8 protein-coding genes and 4 pseudogenes are annotated in these 18,180 nt (G+C 67.1%); 7 read left to right on the top strand and 5 right to left on the bottom strand.

The features are described 5' to 3' along the window. Positions 1-33: 33 nt before the first annotated feature. Both ipdF and ipdE1 read right to left on the bottom strand, forming a co-directional pair. Positions 34-822, bottom strand: coding sequence for a (5R,7aS)-5-hydroxy-7a-methyl-1-oxo-2,3,5,6,7,7a-hexahydro-1H-indene-carboxyl-CoA reductase (gene ipdF, locus T428_RS0112910; protein WP_025736813.1), 789 nt, complete (start codon positions 820-822; stop codon positions 34-36). Next, positions 819-1,979, bottom strand: coding sequence for an acyl-CoA dehydrogenase IpdE1 (gene ipdE1, locus T428_RS0112905; RefSeq protein ID WP_025736812.1), 1,161 nt, complete (start codon positions 1,977-1,979; stop codon positions 819-821). Before ipdE1 ends, ipdF begins: the two co-directional genes overlap by 4 nt. A 48-nt stretch (positions 1,980-2,027) precedes the next feature. On the opposite strand from ipdE1, the gene fadD3 reads away from it, so the two are divergent. From fadD3 to T428_RS0112880, 5 genes are read left to right on the top strand one after another with little or no spacing between them, the layout of a single operon-like run. Beyond that, entirely contained in the window at positions 2,028-3,563 is a 1,536-nt protein-coding gene (fadD3, locus tag T428_RS0112900; protein WP_025736810.1) for a 3-((3aS,4S,7aS)-7a-methyl-1,5-dioxo-octahydro-1H-inden-4-yl)propanoate--CoA ligase FadD3, read from the top strand. A 1-nt stretch (position 3,564) separates the two neighbouring features. Continuing rightward, positions 3,565-4,710 (top strand): acyl-CoA dehydrogenase family protein, encoded by a 1,146-nt coding sequence (locus T428_RS0112895; RefSeq protein ID WP_025736809.1) that lies wholly within the window; start codon positions 3,565-3,567, stop codon positions 4,708-4,710. Further along, complete coding sequence (locus T428_RS0112890; protein WP_025736808.1) at positions 4,707-5,660, top strand: acyl-CoA dehydrogenase family protein; 954 nt, start codon at positions 4,707-4,709, stop codon at positions 5,658-5,660. Before T428_RS0112895 ends, T428_RS0112890 begins: the two co-directional genes overlap by 4 nt. Beyond that, positions 5,657-6,607 (top strand): acyl-CoA dehydrogenase IpdE2, encoded by a 951-nt coding sequence (ipdE2, locus tag T428_RS0112885; RefSeq protein WP_025736806.1) that lies wholly within the window; start codon positions 5,657-5,659, stop codon positions 6,605-6,607. Before T428_RS0112890 ends, ipdE2 begins: the two co-directional genes overlap by 4 nt. Then, positions 6,604-7,758 carry a pyridoxal phosphate-dependent aminotransferase gene (locus tag T428_RS0112880; RefSeq protein ID WP_025736805.1) on the top strand — a complete coding sequence of 385 codons (1,155 nt, stop codon included), beginning with the start codon at positions 6,604-6,606 and terminating at the stop codon, positions 7,756-7,758. The genes ipdE2 and T428_RS0112880 overlap by 4 nt, the downstream gene beginning before the upstream one ends. A gap of 28 nt (positions 7,759-7,786) precedes the next feature. On the opposite strand, the pseudogene T428_RS27765 reads toward T428_RS0112880, so the two are convergent. Continuing rightward, positions 7,787-9,610, bottom strand: a pseudogene (locus tag T428_RS27765) (fatty acyl-AMP ligase). A 258-nt stretch (positions 9,611-9,868) separates the two neighbouring features. After that, positions 9,869-10,699 carry an arylamine N-acetyltransferase family protein gene (locus T428_RS0112870; RefSeq protein ID WP_025736804.1) on the bottom strand — a complete coding sequence of 277 codons (831 nt, stop codon included), beginning with the start codon at positions 10,697-10,699 and terminating at the stop codon, positions 9,869-9,871. Positions 10,700-10,864: 165 nt separating this feature from the next. On the opposite strand from T428_RS0112870, the pseudogene T428_RS34510 reads away from it, so the two are divergent. Then, positions 10,865-13,994: pseudogene (locus tag T428_RS34510) on the top strand (Kelch repeat-containing protein). 162 nt (positions 13,995-14,156) lie between these two features. Beyond that, a pseudogene (locus T428_RS27750) lies at positions 14,157-17,327 on the top strand (Kelch repeat-containing protein). Positions 17,328-17,614: 287 nt separating this feature from the next. Here the strand turns inward: T428_RS27750 and hsaB are convergent. Continuing rightward, positions 17,615-18,179, bottom strand: a pseudogene (hsaB, locus tag T428_RS27745) (3-hydroxy-9,10-secoandrosta-1,3,5(10)-triene-9,17-dione monooxygenase reductase subunit). Position 18,180 lies beyond the last annotated feature (1 nt).

The raw sequence follows: 18,180 nt of genomic DNA, 5'->3' as shown, positions 1-18,180 counted from the left end.
ATATCAACCAAGCGCTTGCTTGGCCACCCGGGCTCACGGATGTTGGCTGGACACCGAGATGACCTCGCCGGTGAGGTAGCTCGAGTAATCGCTGGCCAAGAACGCGATGCTGGCCGCGACCTCCCACGGTTCGGCGGCCCGCCCGAACGCCTCGCCGGCCGAGAGCCGGTCGAGCAGATCCGACGACGAGGTCTTCTCCAGAAACTTGTGCCGCGCGATGCTCGGCGACACCGCGTTGATCCGCACGTCATACTCGGCGGCTTCGATTGCGCTGCAACGGGTTAACGCCATCACGCCCGCCTTGGCGGCCGCGTAGTGCGACTGCGAGTGCTGCGCCCGCCAGCCCAGCACGCTGGCATTGTTGACGATCACCCCGCCGTGCGGCGCCTCGCGGAAGTAGCGCAGCGCCGCACGGGTGGCGCGCAACACCGAGGTCAGGGTCACGTCCAGGACGCGGTCCCACTCGTCGTCGGTCATGTCGACCACCGGCGTCTGCCCACCCAGCCCGGCGTTGTTGATCAGTACGTCGATGCGTCCCAGCCGGGCGGTGGCCGAGTCGATCAGGGCATCCACCTGGGCGGTCGACGTCACGTCGCACACCACGTGCTCGACGCGCCCCCGGCCCAGCGCGGACAGTTCCTCGGCCGTCTCCCCCAGTCGTCGTTCGTGGTGGTCGGAGATCACCACGTCGGCACCCTCGGCCAGGGCCCGACGCGCGGTCGCCGAGCCGATGCCGGTGCCCGCGGCAGCGGTCACCACGACCACCTTGCCGGTCAAGAGTCCATGTCCGGCAATCTCTTTCGGCACTTCGGCCAAACTCATCCCTTGACCTCCCGGGGTAAGCCGAGAACCCGCTCGGCGATGATGTTGCGCTGGATCTCGTTGGACCCGCCGTAGATGGTGTCGGCGCGGCTGAACAGGAACAGCCGCTGCCACTCGTCGAATTCGCCGTCGGACAGCGTCAGGCCGGCCTTGCCGATGACGTCCATCGCCAGCTCACCGAGACCGCGATGCCAATTGGCCCACAACAACTTCGACACGTTATCTTTCCCGGCGGCCTGGCCGCCTCTATCGACGTCCATCGTGGCCAGCGCATAGCTGCGCATCGCCCGTAGCCCGGCCCAGGCCCGGGTCAGCCGCTCGCGGATGAACGGGTCCTGGGCGGCGCCGTTGCGCTGGGCGAGCTCGGCCAGGTTGGAAAGTTCACGGGCATAACGGATCTGCTGTCCGAGGGTCGAGACGCCGCGCTCGAAGGTCAGCGTTCCCATCGCGACGCGCCAGCCGTCGCCCGGCTCGCCGACCACCAAAGCTGCCTCGGTGCGGGCGTCGTCGAAGAAGACCTCGTTGAACTCCGAGTCGCCGGTCAGCTGGATGATCGGGCGCACTTGCACGCCGGGCTGGTCCAGTGGCACCAGCAGATACGACAGCCCGGCATGCCGCTTAGAACCCTTCTCGGTGCGGGCCACCACAAAGCACCATTGCGCCCAGTGCGCCAGCGACGTCCACACTTTCTGGCCGTTGATCACCCACTCGTCGCCGTCGAGTTCGGCGGTGGTCGCCACGTTGGCGAGATCGCTACCGGCTCCCGGCTCCGAATAGCCTTGGCACCACAGCTCGGTGACATCCAGAATGCGCGGCAGGAAACGCTGCTGCTGCTCGGGTGTGCCGAACGCGATGAGCGTCGGACCGAGCAGTTCCTCGCCGAAGTGGTTGACCTTGTCGGGAGCATCGGCCTTGGCGTACTCCTCGTAGAACGCCACCCGGTGCGCGGTCGACAGTCCCCGGCCGCCGTGCTCGACCGGCCATCCCAGACAGGTCAGTCCCGCCGCGGCGAGGTGCCGATTCCATGCCAGGCGCTCCTCGAATGCCTCGTGCTCGCGTCCCGGACCGCCCAGACCCTTGAGTGCTGCGAATTCGCCGACCAGATTGTCGGCCAGCCAATCGCGAACCTCCGCCCGGAACTCCTCGACGTCCTGCATGCCCTGTAGGCTAACCTACCAAGCACTTGCTTCGTTAGGAGTATCCCGATGACTGGCGATCCGCGCACCGTGCCCGCGGCGTTGGATCGTTTGGTCGATCGATTCCCCGACCAGGCCGCGCTGATCACCGACGACCGCTCCTTCACCGCCACCGAACTGCGCGACGAGGTGCACCGCGCGGCCGCGGCCCTGATCGCGCTCGGCGTGCAGCGCGGCGACCGGGTGGCCGTGTGGTCGCCCAACACCTGGCACTGGGTGATCGCCTGCCTGGCGATTCACCATGCCGGCGCCGCGATGGTGCCGCTGAACACCCGGTACACGGCCTCGGAGGCCAGCGACATCCTGGCGCGTACCGGTGCGCCGGTGCTGTTCGGGATGGGGCGGTTCCTCGGCAACGATCGCGTTGCCGATCTGGACCGCGCCGCGCTGCCCGCGCTGCGGCATATCGTCCGGATACCGATCGACACCAACGACGGCACCTGGGACGAATTCATCACGCGCGGCACCGATCTCGATGCGGTGGTCGCCCGCGCGGCCGCCGTGCTGCCCGACGACCTCAGCGACATCCTGTTCACGTCGGGAACCACCGGTCGCAGCAAGGGCGTGCTGTGCGCGCACCGGCAATCGCTGTCGGCGTCGGCGTCGTGGGCCGCCAACGGCAAGATCACCAGCGCCGACCGCTACCTGTGCATCAACCCGTTTTTCCATAACTTCGGCTACAAGGCCGGCATCCTGGCCTGCCTGCAAACCGGCGCGACGCTGATCCCGCACCTCACCTTCGATCCGCTGCGCACCCTGCAGGCGATCGAGCAGCACCGCATCACCGTATTGCCCGGGCCGCCAACGATTTACCAGACACTGCTTGATCACCCGGCACGCGGCGACTACGACCTGAGCTCGCTGCGGTTCGCGGTTACCGGCGCGGCGACCGTGCCGGTCGTGTTGGTGGAACGCATGCAATCCGAGCTCGACATCGACATCGTGCTGACCGCTTACGGCCTGACCGAGGCCAACGGCATGGGCACCAGCTGCCGAGCCGACGACGACGCTGTGACCGTCGCGACCACCTGCGGGCGCCCGTTCGCCGACTTCGAATTGCGCATCGACGCAGCCACTCCCGGGGAAGCCGGCGAGGTGCTGCTGCGCGGGCCGAATGTGATGTTGGGCTACCTCGACGACCCGGAGGCCACCGCGGCGGCGATCGACGCCGACGGCTGGTTGCACACCGGCGACATCGGCGTCCTCGATACCAACGGCAATCTGCGCATCACCGACCGGCTCAAGGACATGTACATCTGCGGCGGATTTAACGTCTACCCCGCCGAGGTCGAGCAGGTGCTGGCCCGGATGGAAGGGGTGGCCGACGCCGCGGTGATCGGGGTGCCGGACGAGCGCCTGGGCGAGGTAGGCCGTGCGTTCGTGGTGACCCGGCCCGGCGCGGACCTCGACGAAGAGTCGGTAATCGCTTATACCCGAGAGCATCTGGCGAACTTCAAGGCACCACGGTCGGTGCGGTTCGTCGACGCGTTGCCGCGCAATGCCGGCGGCAAGGTGGTCAAACCACAACTGCGAGAGTTGGCCTGAATTGGATCTGGAACTAGACGAGGAAACGTTGGCGTTCGCGGCCGAAGTACGGGATTTCCTGGCAGCCAACGCCGAGTGGATCCCGACGAAGTCATATGACAACGCCGAAGGCTTTGCCCAGCACCGCCGTTGGGACAAGGTGCTGTTCGACGCCGGTCTGTCGGTGATCAACTGGCCGAAGAAATACGGCGGGCGCGACGCGTCGCTGCTGCACTGGGTGGTCTACGAGGAGGAGTATTTCCGCGCCGGAGCCCCGGGCCGGGCCAGCGCCAACGGCATCTCGATGCTGGCGCCCACGCTATTCGCGCATGGCACCGAGGAGCAGCTGGACCGCATCCTGCCGAAAATGGCCAGCGGCGAACAGATCTGGGCGCAGGCCTGGTCGGAGCCCGAGTCCGGCAGCGACCTGGCGTCGTTGCGATCCACGGCCACGAAGACCGACGGTGGCTGGCTGCTGAACGGCCAGAAGATCTGGAGCTCGCGGGCCCCGTTCGCGGAGATGGGTTTCGGGCTGTTCCGCTCCGACCCTGCGGCGGAGCGGCACAACGGGTTGACGTACTTCATGTTCGACCTGAGGGCCAAGGGCGTCACGGTGCGGCCGATCGTGCAGCTGGGTGGCGACACCGGGTTCGGCGAAATCTTCCTCGACGACGTCTTCGTACCCGACCGGGACGTCATCGGCAAGCCGAACGACGGCTGGCGTGCGGCGATGAGCACGTCGAGCAACGAGCGCGGAATGTCACTGCGCAGCCCGGCCCGTTTCGTGGCGGCGGCGCACCGGCTGGTGCAGCTGTGGAAGGACCACGGCTCCCCCACCGAATACGCCGAGCGCGTCGCCGACGCCTGGATCAAGGCGCAGGCCTACCGACTGCAGACCTTCGGCACGGTGACCCGGCTGGCCGCCGGTGGTGAGCTGGGCGCCGAGTCGTCGGTGACCAAGGTGTTCTGGTCCGACCTCGACGTAGCGCTGCACCAGACCGCACTCGACATCCTGGGTGCCGACGGAGAGCTTGCCGGGCCGTGGACCGATGGCCTGCTGTTCGCGCTGGGCGGCCCAATCTATGCCGGCACCAACGAGATTCAGCGCAACATCATCTCCGAGCGGCTGCTGGGCCTGCCGCGCGAATCCTCCGGAGGCAAGAAGTGAAATTTGCGCTCGACGACCAGCAGCGCGACTTCGCGGCCAGCATCGACGCGGCGCTGGGCGCGGCCGACCTGCCCCGGGCGGTGCGCGCCTGGTCCGACGGCGACGTCGCGCCCGGCCGTAAGGTGTGGGGGCAGCTGGCCGACCTCGGCGTCACCGCGCTGATCGTGCCGGAGAAGTACGACGGGCTCGACGCCCACCCGGTGGACCTGGTGGTCGCGCTCGAACGCCTCGGGCGGTGGTGTGTGCCCGGGCCGGTCACCGAATCCATCGCCGTGGCACCAATTCTGCTTGCCAACGACGAACGCGGCACTCAGTTGTCCTCCGGCGAACTGATCGTCACGGTCGCGCTGCCGCCGCACGCCCCGCGCGCGGTGGACGCCGATGCCGCCGGACTGGTGTTGCTGGCCGTCGACGACGGTGTCAGTGAGGCCGCCGTGGGTGAGTGCCACCGGTCCGTCGACCCCAGCCGCCGCCTGTTTGACGTGACGGCCGGCGGGGCGACCTGGCAGGCAGATATCCAGCGCGCCTACGAGTTCGGCGCACTGGCGACCGCCGCCCAGCTGGTCGGCGCCGCCGAGGCGTTGCTGAATGACACGGTCGAATACGCCAAGCAGCGCAGCCAGTTCGGCCGAGTGATCGGCTCGTACCAGGCGATCAAGCACAAGCTGGCCGACGTGCACATCGCGATCGAACTGGCGCGCCCGCTGGTGTACGGGGCGGCGCTGGCGCTGACCGACGACACGATCACGGCCGCGCGTGACGTGAGCGTGGCCAAGGCGGCGGCATCCGACGCCGGTTTGCTGGCCGCGCGCTCGGCATTGCAGACCCACGGCGCAATCGGGTTCACTCAGGAACACGACCTGTCGCTATGGCTGCTGCGGGTACAAGCGCTGCGGTCGGCGTGGGGCACGCCGCAGGTGCACCGGCGCCGGGTGTTGGAGGCACTGTGACTGCAGAGCGGGAGCTGCTGGCCGAAACCGTCGCGGCGCTGGTCACCAAACACGCCAACCCCGCGGCGGTTCGCGCCGCGATCGAATCCGAGCGCGGTTACGACGAATCTCTGTGGCGGCTGCTGTGCGAACAGGTCGGCGCCGCTGCGCTGGTGATACCCGAGGAGCTGGGCGGCGCCGGCGGTGAATTGGCCGATGCCGCAACGGTTTTACGGGAGCTCGGCCGCGCATTGGTGCCATCGCCACTGCTGGGCACCACGCTGGCCGAACTCGCACTGCTGGCCGCACCCGAGCCCGACGCCGAAACGCTGGAAGCCTTGGCGACGGGCGAAGCTATCGGGGCGCTGGTGCTCGATGCCGACTACGTGGTCAACGGCGACATCGCGGACGTCGTCGTCGCCGCGGCCGACGGTGAGCTGAGCAGGTGGACGCGATTCAGCGCGCAGCCGGTGACGACGATGGACCCCACCCGGCGGCTGGGCCGCGTCCGGCCCGAGGACGTCACCGCGCTGGGTCCCGACCCCGGCCTGGCCGACACCGCGGCCATCCTGCTGGCGGCCGAACAGATCGGGGCGGCCGAACGCTGCCTGGAGCTGACGGTCGAATACGCCAAGAACCGGGCACAGTTCGGCCGGCCGATCGGCACCTTCCAGGCGCTCAAGCATCGGATGGCCGATCTGTACGTCGCGATCGCCGCGGCCAAGGCCGTCGTGAACGACGCGTGCAACGAACCCACGCCCACCAACGCCGCGGCGGCGCGGCTGGCCGCCACCGAGGCGCTGTGTACTGTGACGAGCGAGGGCATCCAGCTGCATGGAGGCATCGCGATTACCTGGGAACACGACATGCACTTGTACTTCAAGCGCGCGCATGGCAGCGCTCAACTACTCGACCCGCCGCGAGAGGTGTTGCGCCGATTGGAATCCGAGGTGCTCGAGACGTCGTGAACGGTTCCGTCGCACTGCGCGCCGGCATCCCGCCATTCCACGTGATGGATGTCTGGCTGGCGGCCGCGGAGCGCCAGCGCAGTCATGGTGATCTGGTCAACCTCTCGGCAGGACAGCCCAGCGTGAGCGCCCCCGAGCCGGTTCGGGCGGCGGCATCGGCCGTGCAGGCAAACCAGCTGGGCTACACCGTGGCGTTGGGCATTCCCGAGCTACGTGCCGCGATCGCGGCGAATTACCAACGCCTGCATGGCATCTCAATCGAACCTGACGAGGTGGTCATCACCACCGGCTCGTCGGGCGGATTCCTGCTCGCCTTTCTGGCCTGCTTTGACGTCGGGGACCGGGTGGCGCTGGCCAGCCCTGGCTACCCGTGCTATCGGAACATCCTGTCGGCGTTGGGATGTGAGGTGGTGGAGATCCCGTGCGGACCGGAGACGCGATTCCAGCCCACCGCGCAGATGCTCGCCGAACTCGACGTGCGCGGGGTGATCGTCGCCAGCCCGGCCAATCCCACCGGCACCGTCATACCGCCTGCAGAACTGGCAGCGATCGCGTCCTGGTGTGATGCCTCGGGTGTACGGCTGATCAGCGACGAGGTTTACCACGGGCTCGTCTACGACGGCGCCCCGCAAACCAGTAGCGCCTGGCAGACATCACGAAACGCCTTGGTGGTCAACAGCTTTTCCAAGTATTACGCGATGACGGGCTGGCGGCTGGGCTGGTTGCTGGTGCCGTCCGAGCTGCGCCGCACGGTGGATTGCCTCACCGGCAACTTCACCATTTGCCCGCCGGTGCTGTCGCAGATCGCCGCGGTGGCCGCGTTCACGCCGGAGGCGATTGCCGAAGCCGAGAGCAATCTGAGCCACTACGCGGTCAACCGCTCGCTGCTGCTGGACGGGCTGCGCGCGATAGGCATCGACCGGCTGGCGCCGACCGACGGGGCGTTCTACGTCTACGCCGACGTATCGGACTTCACCGACGACTCGCTCGGTTTCTGTTCGAAGTTGTTGGCCGACACCGGCGTCGCGATCGCTCCCGGGATCGACTTCGACACCACGCGAGGCAACAGGTTCGTCCGACTCTCGTTCGCCGGGCCGACGAGTGACATCGAAGAAGCCCTGCGCCGCATCGAGCCGTGGCTGTCGCGGTGAAGCCCGGCGAGATCGACGAATATGCGGCTCAGCGGTTGAACTTGCCCGCGAGGTACCCGGCCCGCGCAGCATTGCGGGCGAGCTTGCCGCTGGTGGTACGGGGAATGGTGCCGGCGGCGACGAGTCGCACATCGGCGACGCGGACCTGGTGGTTACGCGAAACGGCCGCGCGCACGATGTCGGCGATCGAACTCAGATCGGTACGGCCCGCACCCGCGGCCCGCTCGGCCACAATCACCAGCTGCTCGCCGGAGCCGTTTTCGGAAGATCCGAGCAGATCGGCCGGCACGGAGAAGGCGGCGACATAGCCGGTACGGATGGCCGGCGAAGAGTCGCTGACCGTCGTCTCGATGTCGAACGGATAGTGGTTGCGGCCGTCGATGATGATCAAGTCCTTGATCCGGCCGGTCAGGTACAGCTCGCCGTCCAAGTAGACGCCGAGATCGCCGGTCACCAACCAGCAGACGTTGTCGGCGGCGCCCGCGGCGTGGCTGCCGCGCGGGAGCCGGGACTGCAGCTTGTTGCCGAACACGCGTCGGGTCTCGTCCTCGCGCCCGAAGTAGCCGCGGCCGATGTTGACGCCATGCAACCAGATTTCGCCCACGGTGCCGTCCGGCACCTCGGCACCGTCGGGGTCGGCGATCACCGCCCACTGATCGGGGATCGGCTGCCCGCAGGAAACCTGCGCGACGGCGTTGGGATCCTCGGGCGAGACGATCACCGCGTGGCCGGCGCCGAGCTGTTCGCGGTCGAGGTAGACGGACACTGGCCGCGGCCTCCTGGAGATGCTGGCCACCGACAAGGTCGCTTCCGCCATCCCGTAGGACGGCTTGACCGCGTTCGCCGGCAGGCCGTAGGGAGCAAACGCTTTGGTGAACTTCTCGATCGCTGTCATCGTGACGGGCTCGGACCCGTTCAGAATGCAGACGTGGTTGCTGAGGTCCAGGGTTTCACCCGCGGACGGCAGGCCGCGCTCGGACGTCAGTTCGAAGGCGAAGTTCGGCGCCGCCGCGAAGGTGCGGCCGTAGGTCGACTCGATGCCCAATTGCTTGATCCAGCGGTAAGGCCGGCGCAGAAACGCCATCGGATCCATGATCGTGACGTGCGCCCCGAAAAACGCCGTGAACATGATCATCATCAGGCCCATGTCGTGGAACAGGGGCAGCCAGCTCACGGTCCGCACGTCCACGTCCAGCCCATCGCTCATGACCATCTGCATCGCGTTGGTATAGACCGACCGATGGGTGATCTCCACACCGGCCGGTGAGCGCGTCGAGCCCGACGTGTATTGCAGGTAAGCGATGTCGTCGGTGTTCAGGTTCGCCCCGGCAAACATCGATCCAAGGGTGTCCGGCAACGCGTCCACCGCGATCATCCGTGGGCGCTCCTTGGGCGCCAGCGTCCGGATGAACGTGCGCACCGACTCGGAAACGCTGGTCGTGGTCAATACCGCGGAGGGCTGCGCATCGGCCAGCACCGCGGCCAGTCGCTCGGCGTGTCCGGACATCGTGGGCGCGAACAGCGGGACCGCGATATTGCCTGCATAGACACTGCCGAAGAACGCCGCCACGTAGTCGAGGCCCTGTGGCGCAAGAATCGCCACCCGCTCCCCCGGCTTGGTGACCTACTGCAGGCGGGCGCCGATCGAGCACACCCGGGTCCACAGTTCGTTCCAGCTGAGCACTACCGCCCGGCCATCCGGTTCCTGCGAGTAGTCGAGGAAGCGGTATGCCGGGCTGTCCCCATGCTCGGCACGGTTCTTGTCGAAGTAGGACGTCAGCGTCAGGCCTTCGGGCACGACGATTGCGAGCTCGTGGGAAGCGAGAGAGTCCGCATCGCCCGAACTGGGCACAACATCGTCCTAACAAAGATCCCGACTCACGGTAGGACAGATCAATAGGCGCGTGTGCTATTCGCCGCACCGGCTCGCTATGGCGGAGGTCACGATCAGGCCGCTATCGGTGCATTGTTACTGCTCGCGGCCCCGGTGATACCGCCAGGACGGTGCGGCCTCATTTGCCGGACGGCCATTTCGAGCACCCGCTTTTCGCTCGCCGGAACCGCCGGTGAAAAGTTCCTTGCAAACTGCGCGCGCGGGAGATTTGGCCGCTCAATTGCCGCAGATATCGGCGATGCGCGCCTCGAGCCGGCCGCGCTCGCCGACGTCGTCGATGTTGATTCCGAACCGGCCGCTCAGGGCATCGACCACCGCGGCCGCGTCGTCGAGAACGACCTTTTCGGTCCCGCCGGCGCGGTGGATGGCCAGGTTGCGCCCGGACAGGTTGATCCGGGCGTCGTCGCTCACCAGGGCCGCCATCAGGCCGGTCACGAAGTGCGAGGCGGGGTTTGTCGAGACGTACCAGCTGCCCATCCGCAGATCGATCTGCGGTCGGCTATGGGTGGTGAATTCGTAAAGCGACTGCCACTCATCGCGGACCTGGGCCTGCAGCACCAGGCCGTCGCCGCGATCCTCGAGCCGGTAGGGCTCATGCGTGGTCTGCTGGACGTTGCCGATCTCGAAGCGAATCGGAGACGTCAGGGTCTGGCCGCCGAAGCCGACGTCGACCAGATAGGAGCCCTGCGAACCGGGGAACGTCACCGCCAGCGTGGTGTGCGTTTGAGCCGGCACCGGTGCGTCGGGCGGCAGCATCCAGATCACCCGGCCGGTCAGTCGGCGCACCCGGAAGCCGAGTTCGGCCAATACATAGCCCATCAGACCGTTTTGCTCGTAGCAGTAGCCGCCTCGGCGCCGGTGGACCAGCTTGTCGAACAGGGCGGCCGGACCCAGGTCGTCGACCGGCACCCCCATCATCGGATCGAGATTCTCGAACGGGATGGTCCGGGTATGCGCGGTCATCAGAGCTTGCAGCACGTCGAGGGTCGGCTCGACGGCACCGCGATAGTTGATGCGGTCGAAGTACGCGCTCAGATCCAGTGTCATGGCTCCATTCTGGCCGAGGGTTAACTAACAGGAAACCCAAGGTGACAGAACGAGTTTGGATCAAACTCTGAACTCTGCGTGAGCGTTCCGCTGACAGCGCGCGAAGGACGGGAGTTTGGTTACGCTTGAGCCCGCGAGTCGCACTCATGCAGGAGGTTGGCCGCTGTGGCTGATGCACCCAAGACCGAAGGCCAGGCATCGGCAGTGAGGGGGCTGCCAGAGGAGTTGGCCGAGGCCGGATTCGACAATGCTCGCCAGGTCGGCAAGGGCGGTGCCGGGGTGGTGTACCGCTGCCGCGAGACCGCGTTGGGCCGCATGGTCGCGATCAAGGTGATGCCGGCGAGTTTCGACGAAGAGAGCCGGGAACGCTTTCTGCGTGAGGGTTACGCGATGGGCGGGCTCTCGGGGCATCCGAACATCCTCAACATCTTGCGGGTCGGCATCACCCCGAGTGGCCGGCCCTACATCGTGATGCCTTACTGCGCCGAGGATTCCCTGGCGGTGCGGCTGCGCCGCGAGGGCCGCATCCCTTGGCCGGAGGCGATGTGTATCGGTGTAAAGCTGTGTGGGGCACTGGAAACCGCGCACAAGACCGGCATTTTTCACCGCGACATCAAGCCCGCGAACGTGCTTGTCAACGATTACGGCGAACCACAATTGGCCGACTTCGGAATCGCCCATATCGAGGGCGGGTACGAAACGACCAGCGGATTCTTCTCCGGCACAATCGACTACACACCACCGAAGTCGCTGGCCGGCAATCCGGCGACGGTGGCCTCCGACGTTTATTCGCTCGGCGCCACGATCTACACCCTGATCGCCGGAACCGCCCCCTACGAGCGGCTGGCGAGCGAAGACCTCGTCGCTCAGTACCTGCGCATGAGTACCACCAAGGTCCCCGATCTGCGTGACAGCGGGGTCCCCGACTCGGTGTGTGCGGCAATCGAGAGTGCGATGGCGGTGGATCCGGCGGACCGGCCCGCATCCGCGGCGGAATTGGGCCGCGAGTTCCAAGCCGCGCAGCGCTGCAACGGCCTGCCGGCGGATGCGATGGCGATCACCGACTCGGGGCGGCAGTCGATACGGGAGGCGGCCGCGAAGATCGCCCAATTGACCACCGGCGACGACAGCGCACGGATAGCATCCACCGCCCCGGCCACCCTGGTCCGGGAATCCGCGCAGCAGCTCACCGGCGCGTCGGAATCCGCTATCCAGCGCGAGTTTTCAGACGCCGCACCGGTATTGCGCGCCGTCTACGACGCCGAGGTGCAGCCGGAAATCGAGTCTGCGCATAAAGACGATGGCAGCGGGGCTTCGCCCGATCCCGGTGCCGGCGGCAAAAAGCCACCGCTGTGGGCGCGGGCGGCTGGGTAGTTCTCGGAACCGGGACGCAAGCGCTACCGCATCGGGTTGGCCGCCGGCGCGGCCGCCCTGGTCGCCGTGCTGGTCGCCGGCATCGTCTACGCCATACTGCCGTTCGGTGGGGACACCAACGTTCGGTGGGGACACCAAGAAGAACACCGCCAGTACCCAGCAGCCCGCGACGCACCCAGCGCAGCAGGTGGTTCAGTGGACGCCGATCGCGGAGGCGCGGGTGGCGCGCTATGCGGCGGCAACGACACAAGTCGACGCCACCATTTGGGTTTTCGGCGGAATTCGCAGCGACGGCACCACCACCGCACGACAGGAGGGTTACGACCCGGCCATCGACGAATGGAAACGCGGGGACGATCTCCCGGTCGGGGTTTCGCATGCGATGGCGGTTACCTGGCAGGGCAGCTCGGTGGTACTCGGCGGCTGGATGACTGATGACGGTAAAAACGTTGCAACAGACTAGGTTTGGCGGATGGTTAACGGCCACTGGGTCGAGTTGCCGCACCTGCTGCAACCCAGAGCGGCCGCCGCGGCGGCGGTCGCGGGCGACCGAATCGTGGTCACCGGTGGTGTCGACGCGAACGGTGCCCTGCTGAACACCACCGAGGTGTTCGACGGCAAGGCGTGGACGCTGGGCGGCCCGCTGCCGACTCCACGACAGATGCTGGCCGCGGCCTCGGACGGAAGGCTGGTGTACGCGGTCGGCGGAACGAACGGGGCCGACCTGGCGACGGTCGAGGCCTATGACCCGGCTGCCAAAACCTGGACGACGTTGCCCGCGTTGCCAAAAGCTCGCAGCGGACTCGGCGCCACCGTCGCGGATGGGCGGCTGGTGGCTCTCGGGGGCGTGTCGGCGGGCCAGGTCCTCAAGAGCGTTTCGACCTTCGATCTGGTGACCAAAACCTGGTCCGGTCTGCCGGACATGGCGACCACACGGCACGGCATGGCGGTCGCCTCGGTGGAGCGGTCGGTGTACGCGGTCGGCGGCTCGACGACCATCGGGGATGAACAAGCCGTCACGTCGGCCGAGACACTCAAACTACCGGCCCGCAAGACCCAGCCGGCACCGTCGTGGCGTTCCTTACCGGACGCGCCGACGGCCAGGCTGGCGGCGGCCTCGGCCGTGCTGAACAACAAGGTGTGGGTCGTGGGTGGCCTGCGCAACGGCGTTGCGCTGCAAACGGTTGAGAGCTACGAGTTGCACGCCGGCATCTGGGAAACCGCGCCCGCGTTGCCGGTCCCGCTGCACCACGCGGCCGCGGCGGCCTATCGCGGCGAGGTCGTTGTGCTCGGCGACACAGGCGCCAACATCGACGGCGGGTCTGCCAAAGTGTTCGCCCTGCGCGGTGGCAACTGGGTGGAGCTGCCGCCGCTCACGCACGCCCGTGCGGCAGCGGCCGCGGCGGTCGTCGGCGACAAACTGGTGGTGGTCGGCGGGCAGAACGGCAAGCAACTCGTCGGGCAGACCGAGATTTTCGACGGCACTTCCTGGAAGGAAGCCGCCCAGCTGCCGACCCCGCGTGAAGATCTTGCCGCGGTGTCGGATGGCACCTATGTCTACGCACTCGGCGGCAGGATGCTTTCGCCCGACCAGAACTCCGCCGCGGTGGAACGCTTCGACCTCGAGCAGGGAACATGGGCCAAGCTGGCGGGCATGCCGACACCGCGCGGCAGCTACGACGCCACCTACATCGACGGCCGGATCGTCGCGGTCGGCGGCGCAGAGCCGTCGACGGTGCTGAATGTGGGCGAGATGTACGACATCACCGTCGCAAAATGGAGTGTGCTGCCGCCGCTGCCGACCCCTCGTCACGCCGAGGTGGTGGCCGCGGTCGACAATACCGTCTACGTCATCGGCGGCGCCAGTCGCCCCGGCCAAGAGGGTGCCGTCGCGACGGTCGAGGCCCTCGATTTCAGCTAGGGCGGCTGCTCAGAACACCTTTGCCGGTGTTTTCCGCACACGAACAGGGCAATCGTGGCGTCCCGCTTGGATTGATCATGCCCGAATCATGTCCCCGAGCAGGCACGTAGCGATACTCTTGAGCTCGCGAATTCGACAATCGCGGGAAGTTGAGCGCCAAGAATATTGGGTGAGGGGTCCGCCAACGACGCGCCGCCGCCCAGCGGCATCATCGCTGAATTGTCCGACGCTGGATTCGAGGACGCGCGCCAAGTCGCCAGGGGTGGCGCCGGGGTGATCTATTGCGCCTACGAGACGGCACTGGGGCGCAATGTCGCGATCAAGGTGTTGCCGTCGCATATCGACGACGAGAGCCGCGAGCGATTTCTGCGCGAAGGCTATGCGATGGGCGGGCTCTCGGGTCACCCGAACATCGTCAACATCCTGCGGGTCGGCGTGACCGAAAGTGGCCAACCCTACATCGTGATGCCGTACATGTCCTCCGATTCCCTGGCGGTCCGGCTGCGTCGCGAAGGGCCGATCGCCTGGCCCGAAGCATTGCGGATCGCCGTAAAGCTCTGCGGCGCACTGGAAACCGCCCACCGAAGCGGCACGTTGCACCGCGACATCAAGCCCGCCAACGTGCTCGTCAGCGACTACGGCGAGCCGCTGCTGAGCGACTTCGGGATCGTTCACATCGAGGGTGGCTACGAAACGGCCACCGGATTCTTCTCCGGCACAATCGACTACACCGCACCGGAGGTCATGACCGGTAAGCCGGCCACGGTCGCGTCCGACCTCTACTCGCTGGGCGCCACGATCTATGCGCTGATCGCCGGCGCCGCGGCGCACGAACGCAAGAACGACGAGGACCTCGTCGCCCAGTATCTGCGAATCAGCACGACACGAATTCCCGATATGCGTCCGGAAGGAATCCCGGAGGCGGTGTGCGCGGCGATCGAGCATGCGATGGCGATCGATCCGGCGCAACGGCCCGCGTCCGCGGCGGAGTTCGGCCGCGAGTTGCAGGCCGCCCAGAAGCTCAGCGGTTTACGACCGGATTCGATGGCGATCACCAGCGTCGCACCCGAATCCGGACGCACGCCGCCGCCGGCCGCCGACGGACAAACTTCGAAAGCTTCCGGTGCTGTGATCGCGCCGGCACCGGACCAGACGACGTCGACCGTTCCGGGAGCGGGCCGACCGGTAGACCCGGGGCCCACCCAGGCGGTCGGGGGCGTCATTGGGGGCGCTTCGCCCCGCCTGCGGCCCGGGCCTCCCGGTCAGGACGAGTTCTCCGAAGCGGCCAGCATCTTGCGCGGCGGATACACCGCGGAAACCCAAGCGCACCTTGGTGCTTCGGCACCGGCGAGCGGCGGCCCCGGAATGAGCCCGCCCGACGGTCCCCGCCAGCCGCCGTCGTCCGGTGCGGTGTCGCCGTCCTGGCGTAAGCCGCTCCTGGTCAAGGTTCGGGAGTGGTTCGCCGAGCCGGGCAAGAAGCGCAATCGGGTCGCGATCGTCGCTGGCGCTCTCGTGGTCGTGCTGTTGGTCGTCGGCGGCCTGTTCTGGATGACACGGGACAACAAGGACCAGAAGCCCGTCGCGGCCATGCCGACAACGCAGGCACCCGTGGTGTGGAAGCCGATCACCAACGATCGCGTCTCGCGTCGTGGAGACGGCGACGACGCAGGTCGACGGAACCATTTGGGTTTTCGGCGGGATCCGTAGCGACGGCGCCATCACGGCGTTGCAGGAGGGCTATGACCCCGTCATCGACAGCTGGAAGGGCGGCGACGACCTACCCGTTGCCGTGCATGACGCGATGGCCGTCAACTGGCAGGGCAACCCGGTCGTGCTCGGCTGTTTCAAGAACGTCGGTGCCAAACCCGTTGTGACCGATCAGGTTTGGCGGGTCATCAACAGTCGCTGGGTCGAGATGCCTCGGCTGATGCAGCCCCGCGCGGGAGTGGCGGCCGCGGTCGTGGGCGACCACCTGGTGGTCATGGGCGGCGTCGACGCCAACGGCGCCCTGCTGAACACCACCGAAGTCTTCGACGGCACGTCCTGGAGCCTCGGCGCGCCGATACCGACTCCGCGCCAACAGTTGGCCGCGGCGTCCGACGGGAAGCTCGTCTATACCGTCGGGGGCACCACCGGGAACTCCGACCAGGTGAATGTCGAGGCGTATGACTTGGTCGCCAAGACCTGGACGACGTTGCCCGCACTTCCCCAGGCTCGCAGTGATCTCGGCGTCGCCATCACCGACGGCCGGCTGGTGGCGATCGGAGGGGTGTCCGGCGGGCAAGTTCTCAAGAGCGTGTCGGTGTTCGACCTGATGAGTAAGACGTGGTCCGGTCTGCCCGACATGTCCACCCCGCGGCACGGCATGGCGGTCGCGGCGGTCGAGAAGTCCGTGTACGCGATCGGCGGGTCGAGCACGATCGGCGATAACCAGCCGATCTCGACGGCGGAAGTGCTGAAACTGCCGGCCCGCAAGATCCAACCGGTCGCGCAGTGGCGCTCGCTGCCGGACGCGCCGACCGCCCGGCTGATGATGGCGTGGGCGGTGCTCAACGGCAAGGTCTGGATCATGGGTGGGCTGCGCAACGGCACCGCCCTGCAGACGGTCGAGAGTTTCGACCCGAAGACCGGAGCCTGGGAAACCGGTCCGCCGTTGCCGATCCCGCTGCACCATGCCGCGGCGGCCACCTTCCGCGGCGAGGTGGTCATCCTCGGCGGCGCGAGCGAAAACATCGCCGACGGGTCCAACAAGGTGTTCGCCCTGCGCGGCAGTAACTGGGTGGAGCTACCGCCGATGACCCACGCCCGCGCGGCACCGGCCGCCGCGGTCGTCGGCGACAAACTCGTCGCGGTGGGCGGGCAGAACGCCAAGCAATTGGTTCCGCAGACCGAGGTCTTCGACGGCAGCTCGTGGAAGGACGCCACCGACATGCCCACCCCGCGCGAACACCTGGCGGCGGTCTCCGACGGCACCTACGTGTACACCGTCGGCGGACGATTCCTGTCCTCGGACAAGAATTCCGCGGCCCTGGAGCGGTTCGACCCGCAATCTGGCCAATGGACCAAGTTGGTGGGCATGCCGACGCCGCGGCGCAGCTACGGAGCGACGTACATCGACGGCCGAATCTTGGCGGTCGGCGGCGAAGAGCCGACCCGGGGCTCAACGTCGTCGAGATGTACGACATCGCCGACGGGAAATGGAGCACGTTGCCGACGCCGCGTCATGCCGAGGTGGTGGCCACGGTGGGTAACACCGTCTATGTGATCGGCGGGGCGAACCGGCCGACGCACGAGGGCCCGATCGCGACGGTCGAGGCCCTGGACTTCATGTGATGGCGCCGACGGAGCGCCTCATCCCCGGCTGCGAGCAAGCACTTTCCGCGCTTGTTTGATATATGTCAAATATGGGGATCCGTACCGACGGATCGGCCCGGTGGCCCGCCCCCTCAACGGGCAACCGGGAACCCATCACCGGAGCTGCGGGGAAGCGAAAGAAACCGATACCCGGGCAGCCGGTGCTTGCATGGCGGAATAGATTGCCAAAATTCGCCGAAGCCAAACATTTGGCCCGCCGTATACGAAACGGCTTTGGGGCCCGCGTCCCTAAGGCTGCCCCGGCGCTATAGCCAGGCGTCCTGCGTCGTCGTGGTCAGGAACGCTTCCAGGTCGTCACGCCACTGAGCCGGCGTCGTCTTATCGGGCTCGATGCCGGTGTATTCGCCGCGGTAGAACAGCAGCGGGCGCGGCTTGATCTTGGGCGCCTCGGACAGTGCCTGCACGGCGCCGAACACCACGAAGTGATCCCCGCCGTCGTGTACGGACGCCACGGTGCAGTCGATGTGGGCAAGCGAGCCGTCGATGATCGGCGAGCCGAACTCCGATGGATGCCAGTCGATTCCGGCGATTGTCGGGCTCCTTGGATCCGAATCGGGCCGAGACGTGCTTTTGGCCCTCGGTGAGCATGTTGACGCAGAACCGGCCGCTGGCCTCGATGGCCTGCCACGACCGCGACACCTTGGTCGGGCAGAACAACACCAGCGGCGGGTCGAGCGACAATGCCGCGAAGGACTGGCAGGCGAATCCGATCGGGACGTCGTCGTGCACGGTGGTGATGATCGTGATCCCGGTGCAGAACTGACCGAGCACGTTGCGAAACGTGCGCGGGTCGATCGGCGCGGCGGTCATG

It is taken from the genome of Mycobacterium genavense ATCC 51234, assembly GCF_000526915.1.
Taxonomy (GTDB): domain Bacteria; phylum Actinomycetota; class Actinomycetes; order Mycobacteriales; family Mycobacteriaceae; genus Mycobacterium; species Mycobacterium genavense.
Note: the sequence above shows the minus strand (reverse complement) of the source record. Positions and strands in the feature narration are given on the sequence as shown.

Bases quoted from the DNA above. Each gene is read 5' to 3' on its own strand.
- ipdF (WP_025736813.1), bottom strand. From the start codon at position 822: ATGAGTTTGGCCGAAGTGCCGAAAGAGATTGCCGGACATGGACTCTTG.
- ipdE1 (WP_025736812.1), bottom strand. From the start codon at position 1,979: ATGCAGGACGTCGAGGAGTTCCGGGCGGAGGTTCGCGATTGGCTGGCC.
- fadD3 (WP_025736810.1), top strand. From the start codon at position 2,028: ATGACTGGCGATCCGCGCACCGTGCCCGCGGCGTTGGATCGTTTGGTC.
- T428_RS0112870 (WP_025736804.1), bottom strand. From the start codon at position 10,699: ATGACACTGGATCTGAGCGCGTACTTCGACCGCATCAACTATCGCGGT.